We start from the raw sequence: 24,117 nt of genomic DNA, 5'->3' as shown, positions 1-24,117 counted from the left end.
AAGCGAAATGGCAACGAAGGAAGTGTCAGATCAGCTACACATTAGTTCTAATCCAGATGAGTCAAATGGAAAACCCGCTACTCCAAAGGAAAGGAGCGATCGCGATCGTGCCCTTCCTCAAAGTCAATCAGGGGTCCCTTGGGCACAATCCGGTTGGGGTTGATTGCCGTCTGACTCATGTAGTAATGACGTTTAATATGGTCTAAGTTACAAGTTTCTTTAATCCCAGGAAATTGGTACAGATCTTTCAGGTAGTTCCACAGGTTGGGATAGTCCACAATCCGCTTCAGATTGCATTTGAAGTGCCCATGATAGACCGAATCAAATCTCAATAAGGTGGTGAACATGCAAATATCCGCTTCACTAAGCTGATTGCCACACAGATAACGTTGCTTTCCCAGCACTTCTTCCCAATGATCCAGGTTCTGAAATAACTCAGTCACCGCTTCTTCATAGGCATCCTGGGAGGTAGCAAAACCAGAACGATAGACACCATTGTTAATCGGCATGTAGATCGCGTCAATTGCTTTGTCAACCTCAGCTTGCAGCGATTTTGGATAAAGGTCGATGTCATTTTGAGCGATCGCAGCAAACTCGGTATCAAACATGCGAATAATTTCGCGAGACTCATTATTCACAATGGTTTGGGTCTGCTTATCCCACAGCACCGGCACAGTGACCCGTCCCGTGTAGTCCGGCTTCGCCTTCAGATAAATTTCTTGCAGGTATTGGGTTCTATTCACTGAGTCAGGAATTGCCCCCGCCGCTTCAGAAAAAAACCAGCCTTTATCGCTCAAAACCGGATCGACAATCGACAGACCGATCGCATCCTCCAATCCCTTCAGCTTTCGCATCAGCAAAGTACGGTGCGCCCAAGGGCAGGCGAAGGAAACGTACAGGTGATAACGTCCCGCCTCGGCTTTAAACCCGCTGGAGCCATCGGCGGTAATGCGATCGCGAAATTTAGTCGGTGTGCGGTTAAACTTGCCTTTCGGATCTCGCTCATTCCATTCGGTTGTCCATTTGCCCTCTACCAGCATTCCGAGTGCCATGATTATCTCCAAAAAGTCAGTGGTCAGTGGTCAGTGATTAAGAATCAGGAGTCAGGAGGGACTATAGCAATTCCCATTTGTGTATACGGTCAAACCGTTTATTCAGCAAGGCTTTTGGGTATTCGCTTGGACCGCACTCGTCTGAGAATCGCTATAAATCCGCTGGCAAAGCAGGAATCATTCTCTGCGACAAAGCAGAATAGCGAAACTTGCCCATTGACTCATGAGACCTACCCCCATGCTCACCAACACATTCCTGTTTGGTATTCTCCTGGGGATAGATTTGGACAATGCTCTCATCCCGATCGCTTATGCCAGATCGAACAGCAAGATTTCGGCATCTGTTGTGGCTTCCAGAGTTAGCTCCGTTTCCTGACTCACAGCAGCTCCATCACCCCGATAGAGCACCTTGCCATTGAGACTAACCTCGCCCTTGACCACCTGTATCCAGGCATGGCGATCGGGTTTCAGCGTATAAACCTGTTTTTCGCCTGATCGCAGAATGGTGGCGTAAAGTTCAGCGTCCTGGTTAATTTTCACAGAACCATCGGATGCATCCCGACTGGCTAATTTCCGCCACTGACCCTGTTTGGTTTCAGCCAGAAATACTTTTTGCTCGTAGCCTGGTGTCAAGCCCTGGCGATCGGGCAAAATCCAAATTTGCAGGAGGTGGAGGGGGTCAACGCTGGAGGGATTAAACTCACTATGGGCAATTCCAGTCCCAGCCGAGAATTTTTGAATACCGCTGGCTCCAATTGTTTCGGTATTGCCCAGACTATCGCGGTGCGCCACAGCCCCAGAAACCACATAGGTAATAATTTCCATATCCCGGTGAGGGTGGGTAGGAAATCCTCCTCCAGGGGCTATCTGGTCTTCGTTGATCACCCGCAAACTCCGAAATCCCATGTGTTTGGGATCGTAGTAGTTTGCAAAAGAGAAAGAATGATAAGAATTCAACCAACCATGATCAGCATGTCCCCGTTCTTCGGATCTGCGGATAGTGATCATAGAAAATCCTCCGTTGATAAGTAGATTTTTGCGTCTGCCGCTACGGGTCCATCAGCCCTGCCTAAAGCTTGCTGTGGGACCCGTCACAGAAGGGTGTATTACCCGTGAGTTTGCAGTTACACAGAGCAACAGGCTTCTTTTCGGTAATCTCAAACTTGAGGGGAGTGAACCCCGTGTCTTTGTGGGACCCATCACAGAAGGGCTGATTACCCGCCTGCCCACAACTGCACCAATAATAGCTACCTGGTTCGAGATCCATCACGACAGGCTTGGTATCGAAAATCACAGGTTCAGTCACCGTATCCCCCTTAAACTTTTAACTCATACATTCTGTATACAAACTAATTTAGCACAAGATTGTTTGAGTGTAAACTATCGCAGCAAAAGAGGTTTAATGGCTAATCAGGCATCCTGAGATAATGGCTTCTAAGTTAGAGTCAGCCAATGCTTCAGCGATCGCTGGATGAGCACAGGGCATGAAATCAAGTATCTGGGTTAAAGCCGTCTAATAAAGCCGTCTAATAAAGCCGACTCAACACATAGTCAGCCAGCTTTACCAATGCCTGACGGGAAGCAGAAGGGGGCAGATTCTCTAAGTGCTTCACAGCCATATGGGTGTGGTGAGTTGCCAGTTCTCGCGATCGCTCAATTCCGTCACTATCCCGTACCAAAGCCACCGCTTGCTCTAGATCTCCAGGTTGGGCAAATTCACGCTCAATCAACACTTCCAAATAAGGTTTAGTTTCTAGCGTATAGAGCACAGGGGCAGTCAAATTTCCACTTTTTAGATCCGAGCCTGCGGGCTTACCCAACGCTTCAGTCGAGCCAGTAAAGTCCAAAATGTCATCAATAATTTGAAAGGCTAATCCCAGGTGACGACCATAATTGAACATATCCTCTGCCAGGTTGATGGATGTCTCGCTCAAAACCGCCGCTGCTTTGGAGCTGTTAGCGATTAGACTGGCAGTCTTGTAATAGCTCTTCTCCAAGTATTCCTCAATCGAAAGATGAGTGACAAAGCGGTTGAGTCCTTGCTGAATTTCCCCTTCCGCTAAATCCATAATCACCTGTGACAAGAGCTTCACCACTTCCAGGTTGTCTAGATTAGCCAGGTACCAGGAAGACTGAGCAAACAGAAAGTCGCCCGCTAGGACGGCAATGCGATTGCCAAAACTGCTATGAACCGTTGGCACTCCACGCCGTAGTTCTGCCTCATCCACTACATCATCGTGAACCAGGCTGGCAGTATGAATCATTTCGGTAATCTCTGCCAATCGCCGATGACGGATGGTAATTTCCTGCCCCATCAGGGTGGCTCTCGAAACCAGGAGCACGATCGCGGGTCTAACGCGCTTTCCCTTTGCCCCAAATAGGTGCTCTGCCGCTGCATACAGAACCGGATGACGAGCACCAATCAGGTTCTTAAGATTCTCTGTCAGGATACTTAGATCGGCTTCGACAGGAGAGAAAAGGGAAGTAGCTGAAGTCATGGATTTCCGACTCAGGCAGAGTAAAGTAACAAAATTTTAAATATTCTCCATCTATTTTAAGATAACCACCCGCCTGTAGACATAAAACTTCTTTAGTTGAGAATCAATAATCGTCATCCCGATCTATTGTCTTCGTGTTAGCTTTTAAGTAAGGATTGCAACAACTTACATCTTTGTCTACTCAGATTTGAACAACACCAGATCTGATTAGTCAGGAATATAGAATATCGCAGGCTATTGCTGAGAAATTAGCGCTTATGTCATCCTTTGTTATGCCGGATGTTTGATGTTGAGGGATGTTCTCTTCAGGAATATTTTTCAGTTAAATATTCAGGGGAAGGTTTGACCAAAGCGAGTAGCGATAGGTTCAGGGTTCGGTGCCAAACCCCCTCCTGAACAGGGATCTGGCTTTGCTCAGATTCCAATTCAGGTCTGCCAGTTTTGGAGAAAGGGGTCAGGCGAACCAGGACTTGAGCAGCCTGTGCATCTGATATAAGCAAGCTCTCCAAGAATAGATCTTGGAGCAGGTTACTGTGGCACACACTGACGGTAACGAACTACGCCATTCTGGTTCGCTACCACTGATTGATGCAATTTCTTATCTGCCTATCCCGCCCTAGCCTTGCCCGTCTCCGCGCCATGATTAGCTCTCATACTTCTCTGCTGATTCCGATCTCCGCGGCTGCTTATCTTTTTGTGATTTACCTTTTGCTAACTCTGGCACAGCGTGTCAGTCGCTTACCGCGAGCGAGGGAGTAGGGAAAGGGTCGGGGCAAGTAAAGGCGATCGCCTTTACTTGCCCCGACCGTCTACCACCTACTCAACCACTTCTAACTGAGCCGGTTGGTGAACCAATGCTGGTAAAGCAATTGGTTCTACAATAGGGGCGTAGCCTATCCACTGAGCGGCAAGCTGGATAAAGGGTTGGGGATTGCCACTGACGCAGAAGCGGGTGGGCATGGGTGGGCGCAGATTTTTGAGCCCCAGTAAATCCAACTCTTGGCCGGCTGCGGCTACAACATGAACAGCTGGGTCAATCCGTTTCACCGATCGCGGCAGAATCCGCTGCAAAATCGGAGCCAGGTACGGGTAATGGGTGCAGCCATAAATTAAGGTGTCGATCTGGCGCTGCAACAGGGGTTCCAAATATTCCTGGGCAACTGAAAAAGTATAGGGGTCATCCAATCGATTTTGTTCAATCAATGGCACAAATTCTGGACAACCGACTTGCCACACCTGAGCCTTGGGGTTAACTTCTAAAACTGCCTGCCGGTAGGCGTTACTGGCAGCGGTCGCTGGGGTGGCAATTACCCCAATGCGCTGTCCCTGCTGCACCGCTGCCCGTGCTCCGGGCAAGATTAACCCCAGAATGGGGATGTCAAATTCGTCGCGCACCGCTTCCAGAGCCAGAGCTGAACTGGTGTTGCACGCCATAATCACCATTTTTGCGCCCTGCTGTACCATCCAGGTCAGGATCTCACGCACAAATTGCAGGATCTGGACTTGCGATCGCGTCCCATAGGGCAGTCGTGCCGTATCTCCAAAATAGATAACGGATTCGTAGGGAAGCTGGCGGTAAAGCTCCCGTAGCACGGTCAAACCACCGACACCACTGTCAAATACTCCAATCGGAGCCGAATTTTGGCTAATGATTGGCAGATGATTGTCTGCAAATCGGTTTCCCACCACTCCTCACACCTCCAGGTAAATTACGAACATTGAAAGATTTCACCACACAGAGTCTAGGATCGAGCCGTCCTCTGAATGTACTGTAAGATACCGCGCGCAATCGCGGCAGCCATCTGGCTCCGGTAGGACGGATTAGATAGTCTGGCAGCATCGTCTCGCCCGGTCACAAAGCCAACTTCGACCAGCACCGAAGGCATTGAGGTTCTCCGCAAAACGTAGAATCGGGCTGTTTTGACGCCGCGATCGTTCGTTCCCGTTCCTTCCAGCACACTGCTATGAATTGCCCGCGCCAGATCAGCTCCACTGTTGTGATAATACGTTTCTAATCCATTCACATCCGGGCGGCTCATATCAATCGAATTGGCATGGATACTGACAAATACGGTTGCCCGTGCCTGTTCCGCCATTTGCACACGGGGTTCCAGATCGAGATCAATATCGTTGCTGCGCGTTAACACTGCCTGTACGCCCTGTCTCTCTAGAAGACTGGCAACCTGGGTGCTAATATCCAGCACAATATCCTTCTCACGCAAGCCCCCGATTCCAACTGCGCCAGGGTCAGGTCCCCCGTGACCGGGATCGACCATCACCACAATCCGCCCATTCGGGATTTGGGCGATCGTGGGCAATGGCGCGTTGGTACGCGGTGTAAATACAGAACTGGTTGGATTTGGATTGCGTGGGGGTACGTTGGCAACTTGAGGACGCTGTAGTTGCAATGCCAGGGTTTGCTGAGTGGGCTGATTCAGCTCACCAATTTGAATCCCTGCTGATGGTTGTACCAGGACTGTAACGGTATTGGCATTTTCCTGCCGCAGTCGAACCTGCAAAACAGGACTTTTAGCATCCAGTTGCGGTCCCTTCACCTGATTGGCAAGTTGGGCTGAGCGGATAGTAATTCGGTAAGCGTTATTCTTTCGATCCCAACCGGAGTCATAGTTTAACGCCTGGTTTGATCGAATCACAAGCTGGGTACCGCCGCCTTCAATTTGTACCGACTCCACTACGGCAGGTCGGGTTTGTGCTAGAAGTTGCGGGTTTTGGGCGATCGCTGAACGGGGATTTTCACTGGCAATTTTAGGTACTTGCCGGTTGACCATACCACCGGCGGTAATCGGAGGCAGGGTCTGCACGACCACATCACCACCCATTGAGGTGCTTGAGCCGATGGCTGAGTTTACCTGGGCAGGGGAGCCACCTGACGCTGGCAACGATTGGGCTGCCAGGGGTTGGGGCTTGGGAATCTGCACTTCCCACTGACGGGCGGTAGGTCCCCGAAACCGGACATGATTGGGGTCCAGCGTATACCCCGGTGCGAGTTCGACCACAATTCGGGCGGTTTCTTGATTGAACTGACCAAAGCGAACCGAGCGAATTGGACTATTACCAACTGGATGGTTAAAGGAAGGTCGCCCCAATGTAATTCCAGGCAGGTCAATGACCAGGCGAGTTGGCTCAGAAAGCAGTTGAGCAGTAGGCTGAACATCCTGATCGGTTGTGAATTCAAGTTTGCTTTGAGCATTATCAAATCGCCAGGACTCAAGCCGGGATGCCAGGGCAGGAGTGGGAAGTAACCATAGGGAAGCCGCAACCAGTAGAGCAGAGGAGTAATATTTCACAATGTCTTGTGGGGAACAGAAACCAGGGCATGACAGCCAGAAATACTTCACAACCAATCCTCCTTACCAAGAAGGATGGGGAGCATGGGGCATTGTGAAGGAAAACTGGCTGGAGAAATTGAGTTTCATAGACGATCGCTCCCTGGTTCTGCTACGACAAACTTCGAGCATCTCCAGCGGGTAGTAAGGGTTTTCAACGAAAACTGCTGTAAGAATATACTCGATGTCTGGTTTGAGCGATCGGAAATTTCAATTTTTCTGTTAACTTCCCTGTCTTATTTCACGTCTGGTTCAGCCCGTTCTAGCTCCCCCAGGTCCGAGGTAGGGGACAGGGCAACGGTTTCGGTTTGGGCATCATTCAAAGCCAGCGTTTCTGCGGTTGCCCCCGATTCCTGAGTAAATACGATGCGCAGCAATGGAGGAGCCAGAAACGTCGTCAGGATTACCATCACAATAATTGCCGCCTCCAATGATTTACTCAGCACACCACTGGAAGAGCCAACTGCTGCAAAGACCAGCCCAACTTCACCTCGCGGCACCATGCCCACCCCGATCGCCAGTCGGTTAATTCCCGGCTGCCCAAACACAGCCAAACCAGTCACCACCTTGCCCACAAACGCCACCATAACCAGGAAGGCTGCCATAATTAACCCTTCCCGATTTTCTGGCACCAGCGGATTAAGCACCCCGACATCGGTCCGGGCACCCACCACCACAAAAAAGATCGGCACCAGCATATCCGCGATCGGAATGACTTGCTCCTCCAGCTCACGCTGCTTCTCGGTTTCTGCCAGAATCAACCCTGCGGCAAAGGCTCCCAAAATCCCCTCTAGCTGAATCACTGTCGCAATGTAGGACAACGTAAAGGCAAAGATCAACGCAGTCAGGAGGAGTTGTCCCCGCGTTTTCATGTTTTCGACCAATTCCACAAAAAAGGGGCTGATCAACCTGCCAAGCCAGATAGAGCCGATCAGAAAAACACCAGCACTGACAATCAGGTAGATGACATTACCCACTTCAACTTTGCCGTCCCTGGCAAGGCTAGCAACCACCGCCAGGATGATGATGCCCAACACATCATCCATCACCGCCGCCCCAATGATGATTTGCCCCTCTTTTGAGGAGAGGCGCTGAATTTCTGCCAGAACCTTTGCCGTAATTCCAATACTGGTAGCCGTCAGGGCGGCTCCTGCAAAAATGGCAGGGACAGGGGAAACCCCAAAAATCAGCATTAGTCCGGCAGTTCCCAGAGCAAATGGAGTCACTACCCCAACGACGGCGACGACGGTCGCCTGTATTCCGACTCGCAGCAACTCCTTTAAGTCAGACTCTAAACCGATCTCAAATAGGAGGATAATTACCCCTATTTCAGACAGAGTGGAGATCACCTCACTCTGAGCCTGAAACACCTGGGGAAATGCTTCTGGGCTAAGGTTTGCCGTTGACTGTAAAAACAGCATGACCAGCGAGTGGCTGCCATCCTCCCCTCCTTCGGGAAAGATCAGCAGGTGCATTACCGAAACCCCAACGACAACCCCCGCCACCAGTTCTCCCAACACAGGGGGTAAATCAATTCGGGCGCAAATTTCGCCTCCCAGCTTGCTTGCCAGGTAAATAACCACCAGACTTAGCAGTACACCTGCCAGCACCAGGGGACCGCCCTCGGCTTCGGCGGTTGCCAGTAGGGGCGCAGGAAAACTGAACGCATGCATTAAAGAAAGGGCAGGGGAGGTTACCCAGGTCATGGAACTCACCATTTTGCGACTGACATCTTATCCACTGTACAGGGTTTGTTACAGCAGATTAAGTTCAGTGTGATAAAACTACCCTCTGGTGGAAACCTCCAATTGGACGATTGCTGGATAGCTGGTTTCAGACCTCCGATTTCTGCTGCTACAAGTTGGGAAGATAATTACATCCCCAAGAAATCGGAGGTCTTGGCTACTAAATCGTTAGACAAACACACGATGCTGAAGGCAGGGCATTTGGCGACGCACCTGCTCCAGGCGAGAAGGGACGATCGCCGCGATCGCCACTCCAGGTTGATCGCCAGCATCTGCCAGCACGACCCCCCAGGGATCAATAATCATCGCGTGTCCGTGGGTGTGGCGCATATTGTAGTGCCGTCCTGTCTGGGCAGGCGCAATCACATAGCAGGTGTTTTCAATAGCACGAGCTTGCAGAAGTACTTGCCAGTGATCCTTCCCGGTGTAAGCCGTGAATGCCGCTGGAATAATTAACACTTCAGCCCCCATCTGCGATAAATGGCGGTAAAGTTCCGGGAATCGCACATCGTAACAAACCGACAGCCCCAGGTTGCCCAACTCCTTAGCAGGATAAACCGGCGGCATCCGCATTCCTGCCAGCACGGTACTCGACTCTTCGTAAGTGTTGCCATCCGGCACATTCACATCAAACAGATGGACTTTCTCGTAGCGGGCAAGCTCTTCCCCATTGGGACCAATCAACAGAGCGGTGTTATAGACTTTTCCATTGCCTACAGGCACCGGAAAACCACCGCCCAGAATCGTGACCTGGAATCGCTGTGCCATCGTTTTGAGAAATTTTTCGCTTTCCTGGGCGATCGCATCTGCTTGAGCCAATTTTTCGGGTTCTTCTCCCAAAAATGAAAAATTCTCTGGCAGAGTAACCAGTTCTGCCCCCTGACGTACCGCCAGGTCAATTAATTCTTCTGCTTGAACCAAATTTTTTTTCAGATCGGGCAGGCTTGTCATTTGAATGGCAGCAGCCAGGTAAGACTTCATAGATTCAACTCAAACTTAATGCAAGGTAAGGGTGAAAACGATCAGGCTTACTGCAATCAGCAAACCTGACTCTGCATATACAGCGTCATGCAGTCATCGCTACTTTCTAATTTAAGTCCAGGGCACCCCCTGTAAAATGGGAAATTTACAGGGATGTCCCTTAAAGCCTATCCGAAAAGCCTGACCTGCTTAAAGCCCTGCACCATAATCCTATGGCATCAATCGAATCCAAGCCTTTCTAGGAAGGCTACTGGCTATCAGTAAACGAAGACGATTGTTTAAATCGTTGCTTGGCAGATTCAAACCCTTCTCTCATTGCCGTTTGGATTCGTTTCGGATCGGGCTTCTTCCCCCCCATTAAGTCACCAAAATAGACGCAGGCAGCTTCCCCTAGTGCCCACGTGTAAGCAAATGCCCAGGATGCCGCAATTACACTGCCAACGCCCGGAATAAATTTGATTAATTCTCGCCCGATCGCCTGTGCCAAAAAACCACCCGCGATCGCACTCACAATTCCACCAGCCTGGGAAGGGGTTAGCCTTTGCCCGTATAGTTGCCCCAACAAACCCACCATCGACACCTGCAACGCCGTCAGTACCGGCATGGTTGCAAAGGGGAGGGGCACGGCAGCTAGAGTGGTTGCCATCACCGCAAAGGGTAAAATGTAACGTCGTCCCGCTTCCCGGTAGAGGTTACCAATCTGTTGTCCCACCCCAGCATTTAGCAGTTGATACATAGCATTCGCTTCGGCTTCAGGCAGCAGTTCGGCAACAGCATTGACCAAAGCCTCCAGCCCGTAAAAGACGGGCGTGAAACCATCTTCCTCCAGCGTGAAATCAATCATCACTGCCCGGTCATAAAGTCCCTTAAAAGTTTGTTGATGCAGCATAAATGCTCGCTGAACATTCTCCAGCTCAGGGGGATATGCCGGATGATCCGTGAATTCAGGTGGATAGATCTCATGCAGACAGGTCACCGCCAGAAGGCAGGGCACTTCTGGATGCTGCTGTCGAATTTGATCGGCAATTTGCCGCAGAGTATCTGTCGCAAAGTCGTTAATCTTGATTGTCAAAATTAACACCCGTGCCTGACGAGCGTCATCCTGTTGCAACTCACCTAAAAGTTCTTGAACAATCGCGGCAGTTTCCTGCCTTAAATCACCCAAACCCACTGTGTCCGTAAAAACAAGTAACGGTAAATCTTCTGTTGGGTAGCTGTACCGTTGCGTGTACTGGGTGTGGGGGCGAAACCCCTGCCCCACAATTTCAGCGGAAACACCTGTTAACCCGCGCACAATGGAACTTTTCCCAGCCTGCGGCTTACCGATTAATAAAGCCTCAGTTGTCGGCAACTCGGCACGAACCTGCTCCAGGATCTCAACCACCTGCTCCTCGCTGACACTAAACCAGGAGGTTACATTTTGCAGGAACCACTGGACAGGCAAAAATCGCTGCCAACCAGTGACGGCCGCCCTGAACAAGCCAGGGCTGTCATTGATCATCCTCCCTGGAGTATCGGGGAGGGAAAGGGAGGTTTGCGACTCATCTGATTGCTGAGAAGAGTCTGAAGGGTGGGCTTCAGATGGCTCAGGCATGAGGGTATTTCTAAGCGTCCTCGCGAGAGTCGATACTGGAACCTGGAGAAGACTCATAAAGAGCATCTAGCTGTTCACGGGCATCTTCCACGCTCATCGATCGCATCACCAGCAACGGCTCATTAATTACGTTGCCAGCCGCATCTAACAACTCAGGATGGGGAGGCATCGTTGCACGAGTAGTACCCGATGACGGACCATGACTTGACCAACCTTTTGAAGCTCGCTGGGAATCTACCCCCAGTGTCATTAAATTGCGAATCAAATTACTAACTGCCAGAAATGCAAGAATAGTAAAGGCAATAATGTAAAGTATGTGTAACATAACGCTTTCCTCGACTCAGACAGCGTAATGCTGAGAGTATGAAACGGCAGATTCTAAAGCTCAGATGGACAGCACGAAAACAGGTATGACCTTAACTTGATCGGTGCAGGGTAGGTACTATCTAGTGTCGCAAATTTTCAGGAAATTCTGAACCCTAATTTTTGCAGAGTATTGTGTCAGGTGGATTGCTCTAACCGAAACCGCATCGCAACTTGCCAACATTCCATGACAAGGTTGTGCCAGGGAGCCATGACAGAGGATTCGATCCCAACCTGACCATCCGTGACCTTTAACAGCATGTGAGCCGTGTTGACTTCTTGCTGGGCACTGATAACCCGCGCCAGCAGATCTGCCTGCTGCTCTTCGTTGAGGGAAGGGATTTTTTCCGTTTCAAGCAACAGGCGCGATCGCTCAAACCAATACTGAAAATCCTCCAGCAATGGCTCCAAAAGCGATCTCAACAAGTTTGCATTGGGTTGATGAGAGCCAAACATAGGTTAATGGCGTTATAAAATACGGCTAAAAGGCTACGTTAAATTTAATGTTCCCTTGGCTCTATCTTAGCGTCTTTTAAGAATCGCAAAAAAAGTTTACAGTTCTTTGTGTTCAGCCGTTGGATTGGTATCTCAGCGGTAAAGCGGAATCAGTAAGATAGAGGATGTAGATTCCATGATTGAGTGACTAAAAATTCATGTCTTTTCAGGCATATTGGGTGAGTTTATTAAGTGATCGCGTTCAGTGGTCTAAAAACTGGACAGCAACAACCAAACGGGAGCGAACTATCTAGGGGCTGGTGTACGCCCCGATGGAACTTTACCTGTTTCGCTTTTACCTGGTTTGTTGTTTTTCATTGAGTGAATCTTATGCCTGCTGAAGAATCTGTATCGAGTCAACCTGAAAAGATTTATCTTCCCAAGACTAGTGAATCTGAAGCGCTAAAAAAAATTCGCCACACGGTTTCCCATGTGATGGCGATGGCAGTTCAGAAGCTGTTTCCTAGGGCGCAGGTCACGATTGGACCCTGGATTGAAAATGGGTTTTACTACGACTTTGATAGTCCAGAACCCTTCACTGAGAAAGATCTGAAGGCAATTAAAAAGGAGATGATCAAAATCATCAACCGTAAGTTGCCGATCATTCGGGAAGAAGTCAGTCGGGAAGAAGCAGAACGCCGGATTAAGGCAATCAAGGAGCCTTACAAATTAGAGATCCTGGATGATATCAAAGGGGAACCCATCACGATCTATCATGTGGGCGACCAATGGTGGGATCTGTGTGCTGGACCCCATGTGGAAAGCACTGCCGACCTGAAGCCGGATGCCTTTGACCTGGAAAGTGTTGCTGGAGCATACTGGCGTGGAGATGAAACCAAGGCGCAACTCCAGCGCATCTATGGCACTGCCTGGGAGTCACCAGAACAGTTGGCAGAGTATAAACGCCGCAAGGAAGAAGCACTGCGTCGTGATCACCGCAAGTTGGGTAAGGAACTGGGGCTGTTTATTTTTGCTGACCCGGTAGGTCCTGGCTTGCCCCTGTGGACTCCCAAAGGAACCGTGGTGAGATCCCTCCTGGAAGACTTCCTCAAGCGCGAACAACTGAAGCGGGGCTATCTGCCCGTGGTGACTCCTCACATAGCCCGGGTTGATCTATTCAAAATCTCTGGACACTGGCAAAAGTATCAGGAAGATATGTTCCCGATGATGGCAGAAGATGAAGAGTCTGCCCAACAGGAGCAGGGTTTCGTACTGAAGCCGATGAACTGCCCCTTCCACATCCAGATTTACAAAAACGAACTGCGATCGTACCGGGATCTGCCGATGCGGTTGGCGGAGTTTGGTACCGTTTATCGGTTTGAGCAATCTGGAGAACTGGGCGGCTTAACCCGTGTGCGGGGCTTTACGGTGGATGACTCCCATCTGTTTGTCACTCCGGAACAGCTAGACCAGGAGTTTTTGAACGTGGTCGATCTGATTCTGTCTGTGTTTAGAAGCTTGCAACTGAAAAATTTCCGAGCAAGGCTCAGCTTCCGCGATCCAGAGTCTGACAAGTACATTGGCTCCGATGATGCCTGGGATAAGGCAGAAGGTGCGATTCGACGTGCCGTTGAAACGCTAGGACTGCCTTATTTTGAAGGGATTGGGGAGGCAGCATTTTATGGTCCGAAGCTTGATTTTATCTTTCAGGATGTGTTGGATCGGGAATGGCAGTTAGGAACCGTCCAGGTAGACTACAATCTCCCAGAACGGTTTGAGCTGGAATACGTTGGGGAAGATGGGACACGCAAGCGTCCGGTGATGATTCACCGCGCCCCCTTTGGCTCCCTGGAACGGCTGATCGGCATCTTGATTGAAGAGTACGCTGGGGACTTTCCCCTCTGGTTGGCTCCAACTCAGGCGCGGCTGTTACCCGTTGCTGAGGAGTTTTTGCCCTTTGCCCATCAGGTCGTGAGTCAGATGCAAGCGTTGGGACTGCGGGCAGAGGTAGATACGAGTGGCGATCGCCTCGGTAAGCTGATTCGCAATGCCGAAAAGGACAAGATCCCGGTCATGGGAGTGGTGGGCGCGAAAGAAGTGGAGGCTAACTCCCTCAGCATCCGCACCCGTGCCTCTGGCGAGTTGGGAGCCGTCCCAGTTACTGAGGTACTGGAACGGTTGCACAATGCCAACGAGAACCACGGCAGTTTTTAGTCCTATCGAGTGGCAGGAGAGTTGTTGGTTATTGGTTGTTAGAGAGGGGCGGAGAAGCACAGGGGAGTGGAAGGGAGTTCTAACTTTCAACTCTCAACTCTTAACTTTCAACTCCGAACTCTCAACCTTCATCCTTCATCCTCCCCACTTCCCCTCATCTGCTTGCCTGTCCACTGCTCCGTCTGGCAATGATGGGAAACTTGCGAGACAGTATCCCGGCATCCAGGTCGGCAATGCCTTTGAGAGTGTTGCCCTGAATCCGACCATTGAATACCGCCGTCATTTTCTGCCCCTGAATGGTTTCAGAGCGGCTGAAGGTGAGGCGATCGCCCGTTAAAGCAATCTGGGGAATGGCATACTTCTGACCATCAACAATCACATCCCCTTTAACGTTCTGAAACTGTTGTGTAAACCGAAGTGTGTAGGGGTGGCGGCGACCCGGTGCATACTCCAGGCTACCCTGCCATTCACCGGCAATACGGGCAGGCACAACCCAGTGGTAAAGCACAGGCTGAGTCGAACGAGATAAGGGAATCGACTTGTCTGGTTTCCAATCACCCATCTGGGCAGTATGGGAAACAATGCGAGTACCTGGTCTTAGCTGTTTGATGAACCTGGAGCGGAGTTGCTGAGCAGCTTCAGGTGGAACGTAGAGGGCGACTATACTGGCTTCCCGAAAATCGGTTTGCAGCGGATCTTGTTGAAGGAATTGGATGCGAGGTGCTACGCCTGCCTTCTCAGCACTCTCCTGGAGTAACCGAAGATCATCCGCATTACTGTCCACGACAACAACCCGGCGGGGTTGGGATGCGTTCAAAGCAGCGATCGCCAACTTTCCATCCCTAGAACCCAGAATGTACAGAACATCAGTGCTGGAAATCTTTGCCAGCTTCAGCATCCCAGCGGTTACAGGATCAGGAGTTAAACCAGGAGCAGAAGGGGTAAACGATGGGATATCGGACTGAGAGGAAACCAGAGGCTTGGTTGAACCTGCTTGCGCATTTGCGGAAAAAGCTGCCCATCCACTGACAGCAGCAATACTGAGACTAGCACCAATCCCTAGAATGCCCCATCCTAAAGTTTTCCACTGCATCAAACTTTCCTCCTAATTCTCAACCGCTTTCAGCTTAGGATGACAGATTTAATCATAGCCACCTTGAGGCTGGTCAGGGTTACGGTTAGGGTGCGTGGTTGCTTGGTCGGGTAGTAAACCCACGAACATCTCAATCATGAAATAGGCTAAGTTTTTGATTCCCGTAATAGTCGGCTTGATAGTCAAATCGTCGGCTTCTGATTGAAACAAGTTCAGCAAGAAACCGACGATCTAAGTCTGATCGCAGACTTGCCAGTCTACGAGAAAAGCTTGACAGCAATATCAACCCCAGCAGGCAGGTCTAACTTCATCAACGCATCGATTGTCTTAGAAGAAGTCTGATAAATATCAATAATTCGGTGATGGGTGCGTGTCTCAAAGTGTTCACGAGAATCTTTATCAACGTGGGGCGATCGCAACAAACAATAAATTCGACGCTTGGTTGGCAGCGGAATGGGACCAATCGCGGTTGCATTTGTACGGTTCGCTGTATCCACAATCTTTTCGCAGGAAGCGTCCAGGAGACGACGATCAAAAGACTTGAGGCGAATACGAATTTTGTTCTGCTGAATAGTTGCCATTTCTGTGGAATCTTTTGTGGAATTTAGATTGTCTAGGTTCTGGTTGTCAGACAGCTTTACAAACGGTGGATTAACGACCCATCCATTAAGATGTCTCATCTATCGGACAAAACCATCAGCAGCCAGCTAACTGACTGCTGATAGCTCTAGGGGTTTACTCGTTCCGGGCTTTAAGAAATTTCCAAAAACTACTTAAGAATCTTGGAAACAACCCCAGCACCTACGGTACGACCGCCTTCACGGATTGCAAAGCGCATCCCTTGCTCAATTGCGATCGGGTTGATCAACTCAACGGTCATTTTGATCCGGTCACCAGGCATCACCATTTCAGCTTCGCCGCCTTCATCAGTTGTGAAATTACTGATGGTGCCGGTTACATCGGTTGTCCGCACATAGAACTGAGGACGATAACCAGGGAAGAATGGAGTATGACGCCCCCCCTCTTCTTTCTTTAAGATATAGACCTCAGACTCAAACAGGGTGTGAGGCGTAATGGAACCAGGCTTTGCCAACACCATACCACGCTCAATATCAGCCTTCTGAATACCCCGCAGAAGCACACCCGCGTTATCCCCTGCAAGCCCTTCTTCCAGACTCTTCTTGAACATCTCAATACCAGTGACAGTCGTTTCACGGGTCGGCCTAATCCCCACCAGCTCGATCTTATCGTTAATCTTCACCTTACCCCGCTCAATCCGTCCGGTTGCAACCGTACCGCGACCAGTAATTGAGAAGACATCTTCCACTGCCATCAAGAAGGGCTTATCAACATCCCGTTCAGGAGTCGGAATGTAATCATCCACCGCATCCATCAAGTCATAGATCTTATCAACCCAATCATTTTCACCACGTTGGGTTTTACCATTAGCAGTCATCACTTCCAATGCCTGCAAGGCAGAACCAGCAACAATGGGAATATCATCGCCTGGAAAGTCATAGGAGCTGAGGAGTTCACGAACTTCCAGTTCAACTAGTTCCAGAAGCTCATCATCATCCACCATGTCTTTCTTATTGAGGAAGACAACCAGCCTGGGAACGCCCACCTGACGAGCCAGCAAAATGTGCTCACGGGTTTGGGGCATAGGACCATCTGCCGCAGACACAACCAGAATGGCACCATCCATCTGGGCTGCACCCGTGATCATATTCTTCACGTAGTCCGCGTGACCTGGACAATCCACGTGAGCATAGTGACGGCTGGCTGTCTCATACTCAACGTGAGCCGTATTGATGGTAATACCCCGTGCCTTTTCCTCAGGAGCCGCATCGATCTCATCATATTTCTTTGCAGCCGCCTGACCCAGAGCAGCGAGGGTCATTGTGATTGCAGCCGTAAGTGTGGTTTTTCCATGGTCAACGTGACCAATGGTACCAATGTTTACGTGGGGTTTATTCCGTTCAAACTTTGCACGTGCCATGAGTTATGTGTTCCTCTTCCTGATTAAGCGTTCCCTTTGTTTTTAGCGATGATTGCCTCAGCTTCGCTGCGGGGTACCTCATCGTAGTTGCTGAATTCCATCGTGAAAATCCCACGTCCCTGGGTTTTTGTTCGAATATCAGTAGCATATCCAAACATGTTCGCCAGCGGAACCTTGGAAGTCACTTTAGCAATCCCACTCTCATTGTCCTGCCCTTCAATCTGTCCTCTCCGAGAGTTGAGGTCACCAATCACGTTTCCAACAAAATCGTCGGGAACTTCGACTTCAACCTTCATCATAGGTTCCAGAAGAACGGGCGAAGCCTTCATAACAGCGCTCTTAATTGCCATTGAACCTGCAATCTTGAACGCCATTTCAGAAGAATCTACTTCGTGGTACGAACCATCAACTAGAGTTGCTTTGAGGTCAATGACCGGATAACCAGCCAGAATACCAGATTCGCAAGCTTCTCTCATTCCCTGTTCAGCAGGATTGATGTATTCCTTCGGAACTGCACCACCCACAATCTTTGAGACAAACTCAAAGCCCGTACCGGGTTCTCCAGGTTCTAGCTCGATCACAACGTGACCATACTGACCCTTACCACCACTTTGGCGAACAAACTTACCTTCTGACCGAACTGATTTACGAACAGTTTCGCGGTAAGCCACCTGGGGAGCACCGACATTGGCTTCAACCTTAAATTCTCGCTTCATGCGGTCCACCAGAATATCCAGGTGAAGCTCGCCCATACCAGCAATCACAGTCTGATTTGTCTCAGGATCGACATGAACCCTGAACGTAGGATCTTCCTCTGAAAGAGACTGAAGTGCTTTCGATAGCTTCTCCATGTCTTGTTTAGTCTTAGGCTCAACCGCTACAGAAATCACAGGTTCTGGAATGAAAAGCGATTCCAGAATCACAGGAGCGCCATCATCGCAAATGGTGTCACCTGTAAACGTGTCTTTGAGACCAAGCACCGCACCAAGATCACCTGCACGAAGCTCATCTACTTCAATGCGATCATCTGCCTTCAAAACAATCAATCGGGAAATTCGTTCTTTCTTATTTTTGGTTGAGTTGAGGACATAGCTACCCTTCTTCACAATGCCAGAATAAACTCGAACAAATGTTAACCGCCCATAGGGATCTGCCATGATTTTGAATGCCAGAGCAGACATTGGTTGCTCATCATTAGCACTGCGCTCAACGGTTGAACCATCGGACAGAGTTCCCTGAATCGGTGGGATATCGAGCGGTGCAGGAAGATAATCAATCACAGAGTCCAGCAGTAATTGAACTCCTTTGTTCTTAAAGGCAGAGCCACAAAGCATTGGAACAATAGTTCCAGCAATGGTTCCATTCCTGAGTGCCAGCCTGATCTCCTGCTCAGTGAGTTCTTCGCCTTCCAGGTACTTCTCAGTCAAGGCATCGTCAGTCTCTGCAACAGACTCAACCAACTTAATGCGGTACTCTTCAGCCAGTTCCTTCATATCAGCAGGGATTTCTGACTCCTGAATATCGGTACCCAAATCGTTGGTATAAAGATAAGCACGCATTCTAACCAGGTCAACAATCCCCTTTAAATTGTCTTCAGCACCGATAGGAAGCTGCACTGGAACTGCGTTGGCACGGAGACGATCACGAATCTGGTTGTAAACCTTGTAGAAATTTGCTCCCGTCCGATCCATCTTGTTCACAAAGACAATCCGGGGCACACTGTAACGATCAGCCTGCCTCCAAACGGTTTCGGACTGGGGTTGAACACCGCCAACGGAGCAAAAAACCGCGATCACGCCATCAAGAACGCGCATGGAGCGCTCAACCTCAATGGTGAAATCAACGTGTCCAGGCGTATCAATAATATTGATCCGGTATTCTGGGTCGCCAGGTCTAGCCTGGTTCGGATTCTCAGGATCGCGATGAGTCCACTGAGTACTAATGGCAGCAGCCGTAATCGTGATGCCACGCTCCCGCTCTTGCTCCATCCAGTCGGTCACAGCGGTTCCTTCATGAACCTCGCCCATCTTATGGACGACACCCGAATAGAACAGAATTCGTTCGGTCGTTGTTGTTTTACCCGCATCAATGTGGGCTGCAATCCCAATATTTCGGACTCGTTCAAGCGGGACAGTACGTGGCACAGCTACCTCCTTAATCTCTGCCGCAATGTAGCGGAAATTTCTGCTCTGTTAAGATTTTATACTTTTTGTGAGATTGTTGTGTGCTGATCACACCTCACCAAGGATCACTACAAGATGACTAGTAGCGATAGTGTGCAAATGCTTTATTTGCTTCAGCCATTCGATGGGTCTCTTCCCGCTTACGAATAGCACTGCCTGTTTCATTTGCAGCATCCATCAGCTCATTTGCTAGCTTACTTGACATGCTCTTTCCAGAGCGCTGACGAGAAAACTGAATCAACCAGCGAAGCGCCAGAGCGATCCCCCGATCAGTACGGACTTCCATAGGCACTTGATAGGTTGCCCCCCCAACCCGACGAGCTTTAACTTCTACCAGGGGAGTTGCATTCTTAACTGCCCGCTCAAATACTTCAATGGGATCCGCTCCTGTGCGCTGGGAGATCGTCTCAAAAGCATCATAAACAATGTGAGTGGCAACGGATTTTTTACCACTCCGCATAATTCGCCGTATCATCATACTCACTAGGCGAGAGTTATGAACGGAATCGGGAGGAACGGGACGCTTTTGAACAGTAGTGCGACGGGACATAATAGACCTTAATCGAGAGCGAGATAATAAATGACCGTAGACAGCAACAAGAAGAGCAGTTCAGTAAAAATAAGCCAGCTTAAAATGCTCTGCAAGCGCCGTAAAACTGAACTGTTTCTAAATCAGAATACAAACACAGCAGTCAATCAGGGCTAAAAACCGAACAAGCCCTTAGCTAGGATAGCAAAAGTCAGCACTGATCAGCGAGAAATAAAACTAATTTCTAAGATTTCTTCGGTCGCTTAGCGCCATACTTAGAACGTCCTTGCTTACGATCCTTGACTCCGGCAGTATCCAAAGTTCCACGGATAATGTGATAGCGGACACCAGGCAAATCCTTGACCCGTCCACCCCGAATCATCACAACCGAATGCTCCTGCAAATTGTGACCAATGCCTGGAATGTAAGCTGTCACCTCATAACCAGAGGTTAAACGAACCCTGGCAACTTTACGCAGAGCTGAGTTCGGCTTTTTCGGCGTTGTGGTGTAAACCCGCGTACAAACGCCACGCCGCTGAGGGCAACTCTTTAAAGCTGGGGATTTTGTTTTCTTCTGAGTCTTTTCGCGTTCGGTGCGGATGAGTTGCTGAATCGTGGGCATGTTACGAAGTTAGGTGCGGTTGATATTTACACAATTTTCCCAAATCCCAATAGTACCGATATCCATCTGATTCTGTCAAGGAATTGGTTTTTCTGAGGAAGAACCGTTGATGCCGATGTTTAGCTGGCAACCAAAAAAGAGATACCACAGCTACAACTTTGCCCAGCATTGGGATTGCGAAAACGAAATCCTCCCCCCATTAGATCTTCGGAATAGTCGAGAAACAAACCATTCAGATAAGGAAGGCTCGCTGGGTCAATAACGACTGGAATGCCGTCACAATCACAAACCTGATCCCCAGTCTTGGTTTTCAGATCAAACCCCATCACATAGGATAAACCCAGGCATCCTTGAGACTGGACACCCAGGCGAAACATGAGATCTGGATTATTACGTCTTGACCGCAATCGAAGAATCTCATTCGCAGCAGTAGGGCTGAGGTGGATCATTTCGGCATCTAAACAGTCCGAAACCCATCCTAGCGCAGCAGAGGATCTCTTGCGAGACGTTTAGGCACAGGAATTCATTAAATTCAACAATTAAATCCGGAATAATCCTTAGCTACTGGGCACGCGAGTAATCATCTTGGTAGCGGACAATATCATCCTCGCCCAAATATTCACCATTTTGAACTTCAATCAACACCAGTGGAATGACTCCAGGGTTCTCTAACCGATGGGAAGTACACTGGGGCACATAGGTGGACTGATTCATCCCAAGAATTCGTTCCTCGTCGCCACAGGTAACCCTTGCCGTGCCAGAAACTACAATCCAGTGTTCACTCCGGTGATGGTGCATTTGTAGGCTGAGGCGGTGGCCGGGCTTCACCTCAATTCGCTTAATTTTGTAGCCTCGCCCTTCCTCCAGAATGGTGAAAGAACCCCAGGGTCTCAGCTCTGTGGCTGCAATCTGACTTTGAATGGGGGAAACCGATAATGCAAGGGTAGGAGTTTGAAGATTTTCCTGAGGTTGAGCCAAGGTGCTATCTCCTGCTGAAACTCTGTAAGTTTTGGCTAGTGACATAAACTGCCGAAGCCACCATAGCAAATTTGTACCCTTATCTATGAGTCTTCAGCATCCTTCTAGCATCAGATTCCTCAAGTCTTCATAAAATCTGAGTAGCGTCTAAGCGGACTTTACTTTAAGCATCTGGGTTTTAGGGGTAGACAAAAATGCCAATACCATTGTGAACACGGGCTGCCGTTTGGGGAAGGCGATCAAGAATTTGCCCTCCCAGATAGAGCGTTGTTGAACTCCCTCCATCCAGGTTGAGCGCATTGACACTGCCCAATTGCTGCATAATTTGGGCGATTTCAGTCAGGGTGGCACCGTCTCCCCCAACCCGGTTATGGACTGTAACGATGATTACGCTGCCGTCTACCGTCTGCCCGATCGCGCTACGGCTAGCTTTGCCCGTCACAAATGCCTTGCTAAACTGTTCTGCCGCAGCATTCAAAACAATCTGCCGATTTTGCAGCAGGAGCGGTCCCCCTGCCAAAGTTTGTGGATATCGGTTGAAGTCAGGTGGATTAGTTATGTTTTCCAGGCGGAGGGAAGTCCCGACCGGCAGACTGGCTACCGCAGTTCGGTTGGAACGGAGCACCAAAAGATAACCCTCAGAAGGAATGGGAACTGCCAGACTACCTGCGGTAGCGGAAACCTGCTGACCAATGACGCGGGTATTCTGCACTGAAATCAGAATTTCCTCTTTGGAAAGGGGAGTGTAAGTTGGTCCCCAGTCAGAGGTATAGCGGGCAATGCCCGCCTGGATGTAGCCACTGTTGAGATGGGTAATGGGCAGGCGTTGCCCATTAGGCGTCACGAGGGTTTCCTGAAGAGTGAGGCGATCAATACGAAATTCTCCCGCATCATTCCAGGCGATCGCCCCTCGATTGAGAATGGGACCCGAAAGCCAGCGCCCATCCAGGCGAACCGCGCCCAGGGGAAGTTGGTTATTGCGGTTAAAGAAGCCTCCGTTGATAGCTGCCGCCGCTTGAGCCAGACCGGCAGTTTGCAACAGAGGGGCAATGCCTGTCATGGTGCCGGGGTTAGGCAAAATTGGTCTGAGTCTAACCCCAGCCTGGCGAGGATTGACTGCCAGCCAGACAACTGGAAAGCGATCTGCACCCAGGTTTATAATTTGGGAGCGCCAGCGGAGACCGGGTGCCCAGAGGATATTGCGATCGACCAGGGAATCGGGGCGAACATCCACAATCAGACGGTTGGGGTTGGGCAGGCTCCAGATACGGGGACGAAGGCTATTAGGGATCCCCAGTCGTAATTGAGTTTGGTTGGGTGTTGGCTGGGATAGGAGAAAAGCAAGTTGACTGTTAGGGGTTCGCTGGACTGGATTCTGGGCGGGATCGGTGGGGGGGGTCAGCAGGGTGGAGTCCATCTGAGCATCGAGGGTCAGACTAAATTCCTGACTCTGCTGGTTAACCTGCCAGGTGGTTGGTCGATCCAGGTCAATCACAAACCGTTCTCCCCAGGGTTGCCTTGCCTGACGGACTGCCAAAACTTTGGCGGTAGGGGTATTGATTTGTAGCATCGCCCCGTTGACTTGCAGTTGCCAGCCAGCCTGACCTGCCAGACTGGTGATATCTAAATACCGAGTAGAACCTATCAGGCTTGCTGGCAAATTCAATGGGTTCGTAATGGGGTCAGAAAACCACTGGATTGGCTGTCTGCTAGGATCTTCCGTATTAAGCAGTTCTACCCCTGTTGTCTGGAGCAATCCGGCATCGCTGATACCAATGCTCAAAGCATCTCCAGCCTGCGTCTGACTCCAGGCAGCGGTTAGAGTCCGACCATTCAGAACAATCTGGGTGCCCTGTTGGGAAGGTGGGAGCACCTGACTGATGAGGGAAGCCTGGGGCAGGGCGATCGCTCCTTTTTGCTCCACTCCGTCTACCACAACGTAGCAAAATGGAATCGCTGCCAAAGGAAATCCAAGCGCAAATTTGAGAAATTTTGTTCGCCACTTGCAGAAAAAGCTCCTACTGTCTGGCTGTTCTCCAACAACTACCCAATTGACCACACATTCTCTCCGTTATTTGGATACAAAAACGCTATATAGCGATTCTGAGATGTTCAGTTAACAGGCTTCAAGGTGAGCTTCGACATGAGCGCTCAGATATAGCGTTTCCTTTCTGGGTGAGGTACATCTCATCTGTTTGACTCAAGGGTTCTATGACTATCCATATACCTCACTGGATTCAAAAACGCTATAAACCGGGTTAGGGATCAGAATTTCAGCAGGTTTCCATCATTTTGGCTTTTGCCTTCATCCTTATAACCCTTGTTGCTTTCCCGTTCAATCATTGACTAGAACAGTTAACCAGGGTTCCGCTTCAGTGATTAACGCTAGGATGAAAAGGAGGAAAACAGCCATCTAGTATTATGTGAGGAAATCTTAACGTTTGCGGTGGCTGAGTGGGAGAGGTAGCATTCCACAGGAAACCC

General features: G+C 49.8%; 23 protein-coding genes. 3 read left to right on the top strand and 20 right to left on the bottom strand.

All coding sequences use genetic code 11. From position 1 onward, the window contains the following. Positions 1–77: 77 nt before the first annotated feature. From AC1S52_RS07045 to sds, 4 genes are all read right to left on the bottom strand, one after another. On the bottom strand, positions 78–1,052 hold the full coding sequence (locus tag AC1S52_RS07045) for a glutathione S-transferase family protein (protein WP_482028308.1): 975 nt from the start codon (positions 1,050–1,052) through the stop codon (positions 78–80). Positions 1,053–1,361: 309 nt separating this feature from the next. After that, entirely contained in the window at positions 1,362–2,060 is a 699-nt protein-coding gene (locus AC1S52_RS07040; protein WP_482028307.1) for a pirin family protein, read from the bottom strand. Positions 2,061–2,121: 61 nt separating this feature from the next. Next, a complete protein-coding gene (locus AC1S52_RS07035) occupies positions 2,122–2,319 on the bottom strand; it encodes a CDGSH iron-sulfur domain-containing protein (protein WP_482028346.1) in 198 nt (65 codons plus the stop codon). A gap of 259 nt (positions 2,320–2,578) precedes the next feature. After that, complete coding sequence (gene sds, locus AC1S52_RS07030; protein WP_482028306.1) at positions 2,579–3,550, bottom strand: solanesyl diphosphate synthase; 972 nt, start codon at positions 3,548–3,550, stop codon at positions 2,579–2,581. 588 nt (positions 3,551–4,138) lie between these two features. Between sds and AC1S52_RS07025 the strand changes: the two genes are divergently transcribed. Beyond that, a complete protein-coding gene (locus tag AC1S52_RS07025) occupies positions 4,139–4,309 on the top strand; it encodes a hypothetical protein (protein ID WP_482028305.1) in 171 nt (56 codons plus the stop codon). A gap of 57 nt (positions 4,310–4,366) precedes the next feature. Here the strand turns inward: AC1S52_RS07025 and murI are convergent, their stop codons facing one another. Both murI and AC1S52_RS07015 read right to left on the bottom strand, forming a co-directional pair. Next, positions 4,367–5,236, bottom strand: coding sequence for a glutamate racemase (gene murI / locus AC1S52_RS07020; protein ID WP_482028304.1), 870 nt, complete (start codon positions 5,234–5,236; stop codon positions 4,367–4,369). A 56-nt stretch (positions 5,237–5,292) separates the two neighbouring features. Continuing rightward, a complete protein-coding gene (locus tag AC1S52_RS07015; protein WP_482028303.1) occupies positions 5,293–6,858 on the bottom strand; it encodes an N-acetylmuramoyl-L-alanine amidase in 1,566 nt (521 codons plus the stop codon). A gap of 1 nt (position 6,859) precedes the next feature. Here AC1S52_RS07015 and AC1S52_RS07010 point away from each other — a divergent pair, with 1 nt between their 5' ends. After that, complete coding sequence (locus AC1S52_RS07010; protein WP_482028302.1) at positions 6,860–7,042, top strand: hypothetical protein; 183 nt, start codon at positions 6,860–6,862, stop codon at positions 7,040–7,042. A gap of 91 nt (positions 7,043–7,133) precedes the next feature. Here AC1S52_RS07010 and AC1S52_RS07005 read toward each other — a convergent pair whose 3' ends face one another. The 5 genes from AC1S52_RS07005 to AC1S52_RS06985 all read right to left on the bottom strand — a co-directional run bounded on the left by AC1S52_RS07005 (position 7,134) and on the right by AC1S52_RS06985 (position 12,036). After that, complete coding sequence (locus tag AC1S52_RS07005) at positions 7,134–8,603, bottom strand: cation:proton antiporter (protein WP_482028301.1); 1,470 nt, start codon at positions 8,601–8,603, stop codon at positions 7,134–7,136. 207 nt (positions 8,604–8,810) lie between these two features. Further along, the gene (locus tag AC1S52_RS07000; protein ID WP_482028300.1) at positions 8,811–9,623 is read right to left on the bottom strand and encodes a carbon-nitrogen hydrolase family protein; all 813 of its coding nucleotides are present in this window, start codon (positions 9,621–9,623) and stop codon (positions 8,811–8,813) included. Positions 9,624–9,870: 247 nt separating this feature from the next. Further along, positions 9,871–11,217 (bottom strand): GTPase family protein, encoded by a 1,347-nt coding sequence (locus AC1S52_RS06995; RefSeq protein WP_482028299.1) that lies wholly within the window; start codon positions 11,215–11,217, stop codon positions 9,871–9,873. Positions 11,218–11,227: 10 nt separating this feature from the next. Beyond that, positions 11,228–11,542 carry a DUF2973 domain-containing protein gene (locus tag AC1S52_RS06990; protein ID WP_482028298.1) on the bottom strand — a complete coding sequence of 105 codons (315 nt, stop codon included), beginning with the start codon at positions 11,540–11,542 and terminating at the stop codon, positions 11,228–11,230. A gap of 176 nt (positions 11,543–11,718) precedes the next feature. Further along, a complete protein-coding gene (locus tag AC1S52_RS06985; RefSeq protein ID WP_482028297.1) occupies positions 11,719–12,036 on the bottom strand; it encodes a DUF2605 domain-containing protein in 318 nt (105 codons plus the stop codon). Between the two features lie 369 nt (positions 12,037–12,405). Between AC1S52_RS06985 and thrS the strand changes: the two genes are divergently transcribed. Then, positions 12,406–14,229 carry a threonine--tRNA ligase gene (gene thrS / locus AC1S52_RS06980; protein WP_482028296.1) on the top strand — a complete coding sequence of 608 codons (1,824 nt, stop codon included), beginning with the start codon at positions 12,406–12,408 and terminating at the stop codon, positions 14,227–14,229. Positions 14,230–14,383: 154 nt separating this feature from the next. On the opposite strand, the gene AC1S52_RS06975 is transcribed toward thrS, so the two are convergent. The 9 genes from AC1S52_RS06975 to AC1S52_RS06935 all read right to left on the bottom strand — a co-directional run bounded on the left by AC1S52_RS06975 (position 14,384) and on the right by AC1S52_RS06935 (position 23,596). Beyond that, complete coding sequence (locus tag AC1S52_RS06975; RefSeq protein ID WP_482028295.1) at positions 14,384–15,322, bottom strand: class I SAM-dependent methyltransferase; 939 nt, start codon at positions 15,320–15,322, stop codon at positions 14,384–14,386. Between the two features lie 257 nt (positions 15,323–15,579). Beyond that, positions 15,580–15,903, bottom strand: a complete 324-nt coding sequence (rpsJ, locus tag AC1S52_RS06970) for a 30S ribosomal protein S10 (protein ID WP_482028294.1) — start codon at positions 15,901–15,903, stop codon at positions 15,580–15,582. A 188-nt stretch (positions 15,904–16,091) separates the two neighbouring features. Beyond that, positions 16,092–17,321, bottom strand: coding sequence for an elongation factor Tu (gene tuf, locus AC1S52_RS06965; protein WP_482028293.1), 1,230 nt, complete (start codon positions 17,319–17,321; stop codon positions 16,092–16,094). A gap of 23 nt (positions 17,322–17,344) precedes the next feature. Beyond that, positions 17,345–19,465 (bottom strand): elongation factor G, encoded by a 2,121-nt coding sequence (fusA, locus tag AC1S52_RS06960; protein ID WP_482028292.1) that lies wholly within the window; start codon positions 19,463–19,465, stop codon positions 17,345–17,347. 118 nt (positions 19,466–19,583) lie between these two features. Next, positions 19,584–20,054 carry a 30S ribosomal protein S7 gene (gene rpsG / locus AC1S52_RS06955; protein ID WP_482028291.1) on the bottom strand — a complete coding sequence of 157 codons (471 nt, stop codon included), beginning with the start codon at positions 20,052–20,054 and terminating at the stop codon, positions 19,584–19,586. Positions 20,055–20,277: 223 nt separating this feature from the next. Further along, on the bottom strand, positions 20,278–20,655 hold the full coding sequence (rpsL, locus tag AC1S52_RS06950; protein ID WP_482028290.1) for a 30S ribosomal protein S12: 378 nt from the start codon (positions 20,653–20,655) through the stop codon (positions 20,278–20,280). Between the two features lie 119 nt (positions 20,656–20,774). Further along, the gene (locus AC1S52_RS06945) at positions 20,775–21,104 is read right to left on the bottom strand and encodes a HesB/IscA family protein (protein ID WP_482028289.1); all 330 of its coding nucleotides are present in this window, start codon (positions 21,102–21,104) and stop codon (positions 20,775–20,777) included. 112 nt (positions 21,105–21,216) lie between these two features. Further along, on the bottom strand, positions 21,217–21,633 hold the full coding sequence (locus AC1S52_RS06940; RefSeq protein WP_482028288.1) for a phosphomannose isomerase type II C-terminal cupin domain: 417 nt from the start codon (positions 21,631–21,633) through the stop codon (positions 21,217–21,219). 178 nt (positions 21,634–21,811) lie between these two features. Continuing rightward, a complete protein-coding gene (locus AC1S52_RS06935; RefSeq protein WP_482028287.1) occupies positions 21,812–23,596 on the bottom strand; it encodes a phosphodiester glycosidase family protein in 1,785 nt (594 codons plus the stop codon). Between the last annotated feature and the right edge of the window lie 521 nt (positions 23,597–24,117).

This window comes from Kovacikia sp. CALU 1929 (assembly GCF_056784235.1).
This window is presented reverse-complemented; position numbering and strand designations above follow the sequence as displayed.

What these genes read in the sequence shown, in the direction of transcription:
- AC1S52_RS07045 (WP_482028308.1), bottom strand. Translation starts at nt 1,052, where the DNA reads ATGGCACTCGGAATGCTGGTAGAGGGCAAATGGACAACCGAATGGAAT.
- AC1S52_RS07040 (WP_482028307.1), bottom strand. Translation starts at nt 2,060, where the DNA reads ATGATCACTATCCGCAGATCCGAAGAACGGGGACATGCTGATCATGGT.
- AC1S52_RS07035 (WP_482028346.1), bottom strand. Translation starts at nt 2,319, where the DNA reads ATGGATCTCGAACCAGGTAGCTATTATTGGTGCAGTTGTGGGCAGGCG.
- sds (WP_482028306.1), bottom strand. Translation starts at nt 3,550, where the DNA reads ATGACTTCAGCTACTTCCCTTTTCTCTCCTGTCGAAGCCGATCTAAGT.
- AC1S52_RS07025 (WP_482028305.1), top strand. Translation starts at nt 4,139, where the DNA reads ATGCAATTTCTTATCTGCCTATCCCGCCCTAGCCTTGCCCGTCTCCGC.
- AC1S52_RS07010 (WP_482028302.1), top strand. Translation starts at nt 6,860, where the DNA reads ATGTCTTGTGGGGAACAGAAACCAGGGCATGACAGCCAGAAATACTTC.
- AC1S52_RS07005 (WP_482028301.1), bottom strand. Translation starts at nt 8,603, where the DNA reads ATGACCTGGGTAACCTCCCCTGCCCTTTCTTTAATGCATGCGTTCAGT.
- AC1S52_RS07000 (WP_482028300.1), bottom strand. Translation starts at nt 9,623, where the DNA reads ATGAAGTCTTACCTGGCTGCTGCCATTCAAATGACAAGCCTGCCCGAT.
- AC1S52_RS06995 (WP_482028299.1), bottom strand. Translation starts at nt 11,217, where the DNA reads ATGCCTGAGCCATCTGAAGCCCACCCTTCAGACTCTTCTCAGCAATCA.
- AC1S52_RS06990 (WP_482028298.1), bottom strand. Translation starts at nt 11,542, where the DNA reads ATGTTACACATACTTTACATTATTGCCTTTACTATTCTTGCATTTCTG.
- AC1S52_RS06985 (WP_482028297.1), bottom strand. Translation starts at nt 12,036, where the DNA reads ATGTTTGGCTCTCATCAACCCAATGCAAACTTGTTGAGATCGCTTTTG.
- thrS (WP_482028296.1), top strand. Translation starts at nt 12,406, where the DNA reads ATGCCTGCTGAAGAATCTGTATCGAGTCAACCTGAAAAGATTTATCTT.
- AC1S52_RS06975 (WP_482028295.1), bottom strand. Translation starts at nt 15,322, where the DNA reads ATGCAGTGGAAAACTTTAGGATGGGGCATTCTAGGGATTGGTGCTAGT.
- rpsJ (WP_482028294.1), bottom strand. Translation starts at nt 15,903, where the DNA reads ATGGCAACTATTCAGCAGAACAAAATTCGTATTCGCCTCAAGTCTTTT.
- tuf (WP_482028293.1), bottom strand. Translation starts at nt 17,321, where the DNA reads ATGGCACGTGCAAAGTTTGAACGGAATAAACCCCACGTAAACATTGGT.
- rpsG (WP_482028291.1), bottom strand. Translation starts at nt 20,054, where the DNA reads ATGTCCCGTCGCACTACTGTTCAAAAGCGTCCCGTTCCTCCCGATTCC.
- rpsL (WP_482028290.1), bottom strand. Translation starts at nt 20,655, where the DNA reads ATGCCCACGATTCAGCAACTCATCCGCACCGAACGCGAAAAGACTCAG.
- AC1S52_RS06945 (WP_482028289.1), bottom strand. Translation starts at nt 21,104, where the DNA reads ATGATCCACCTCAGCCCTACTGCTGCGAATGAGATTCTTCGATTGCGG.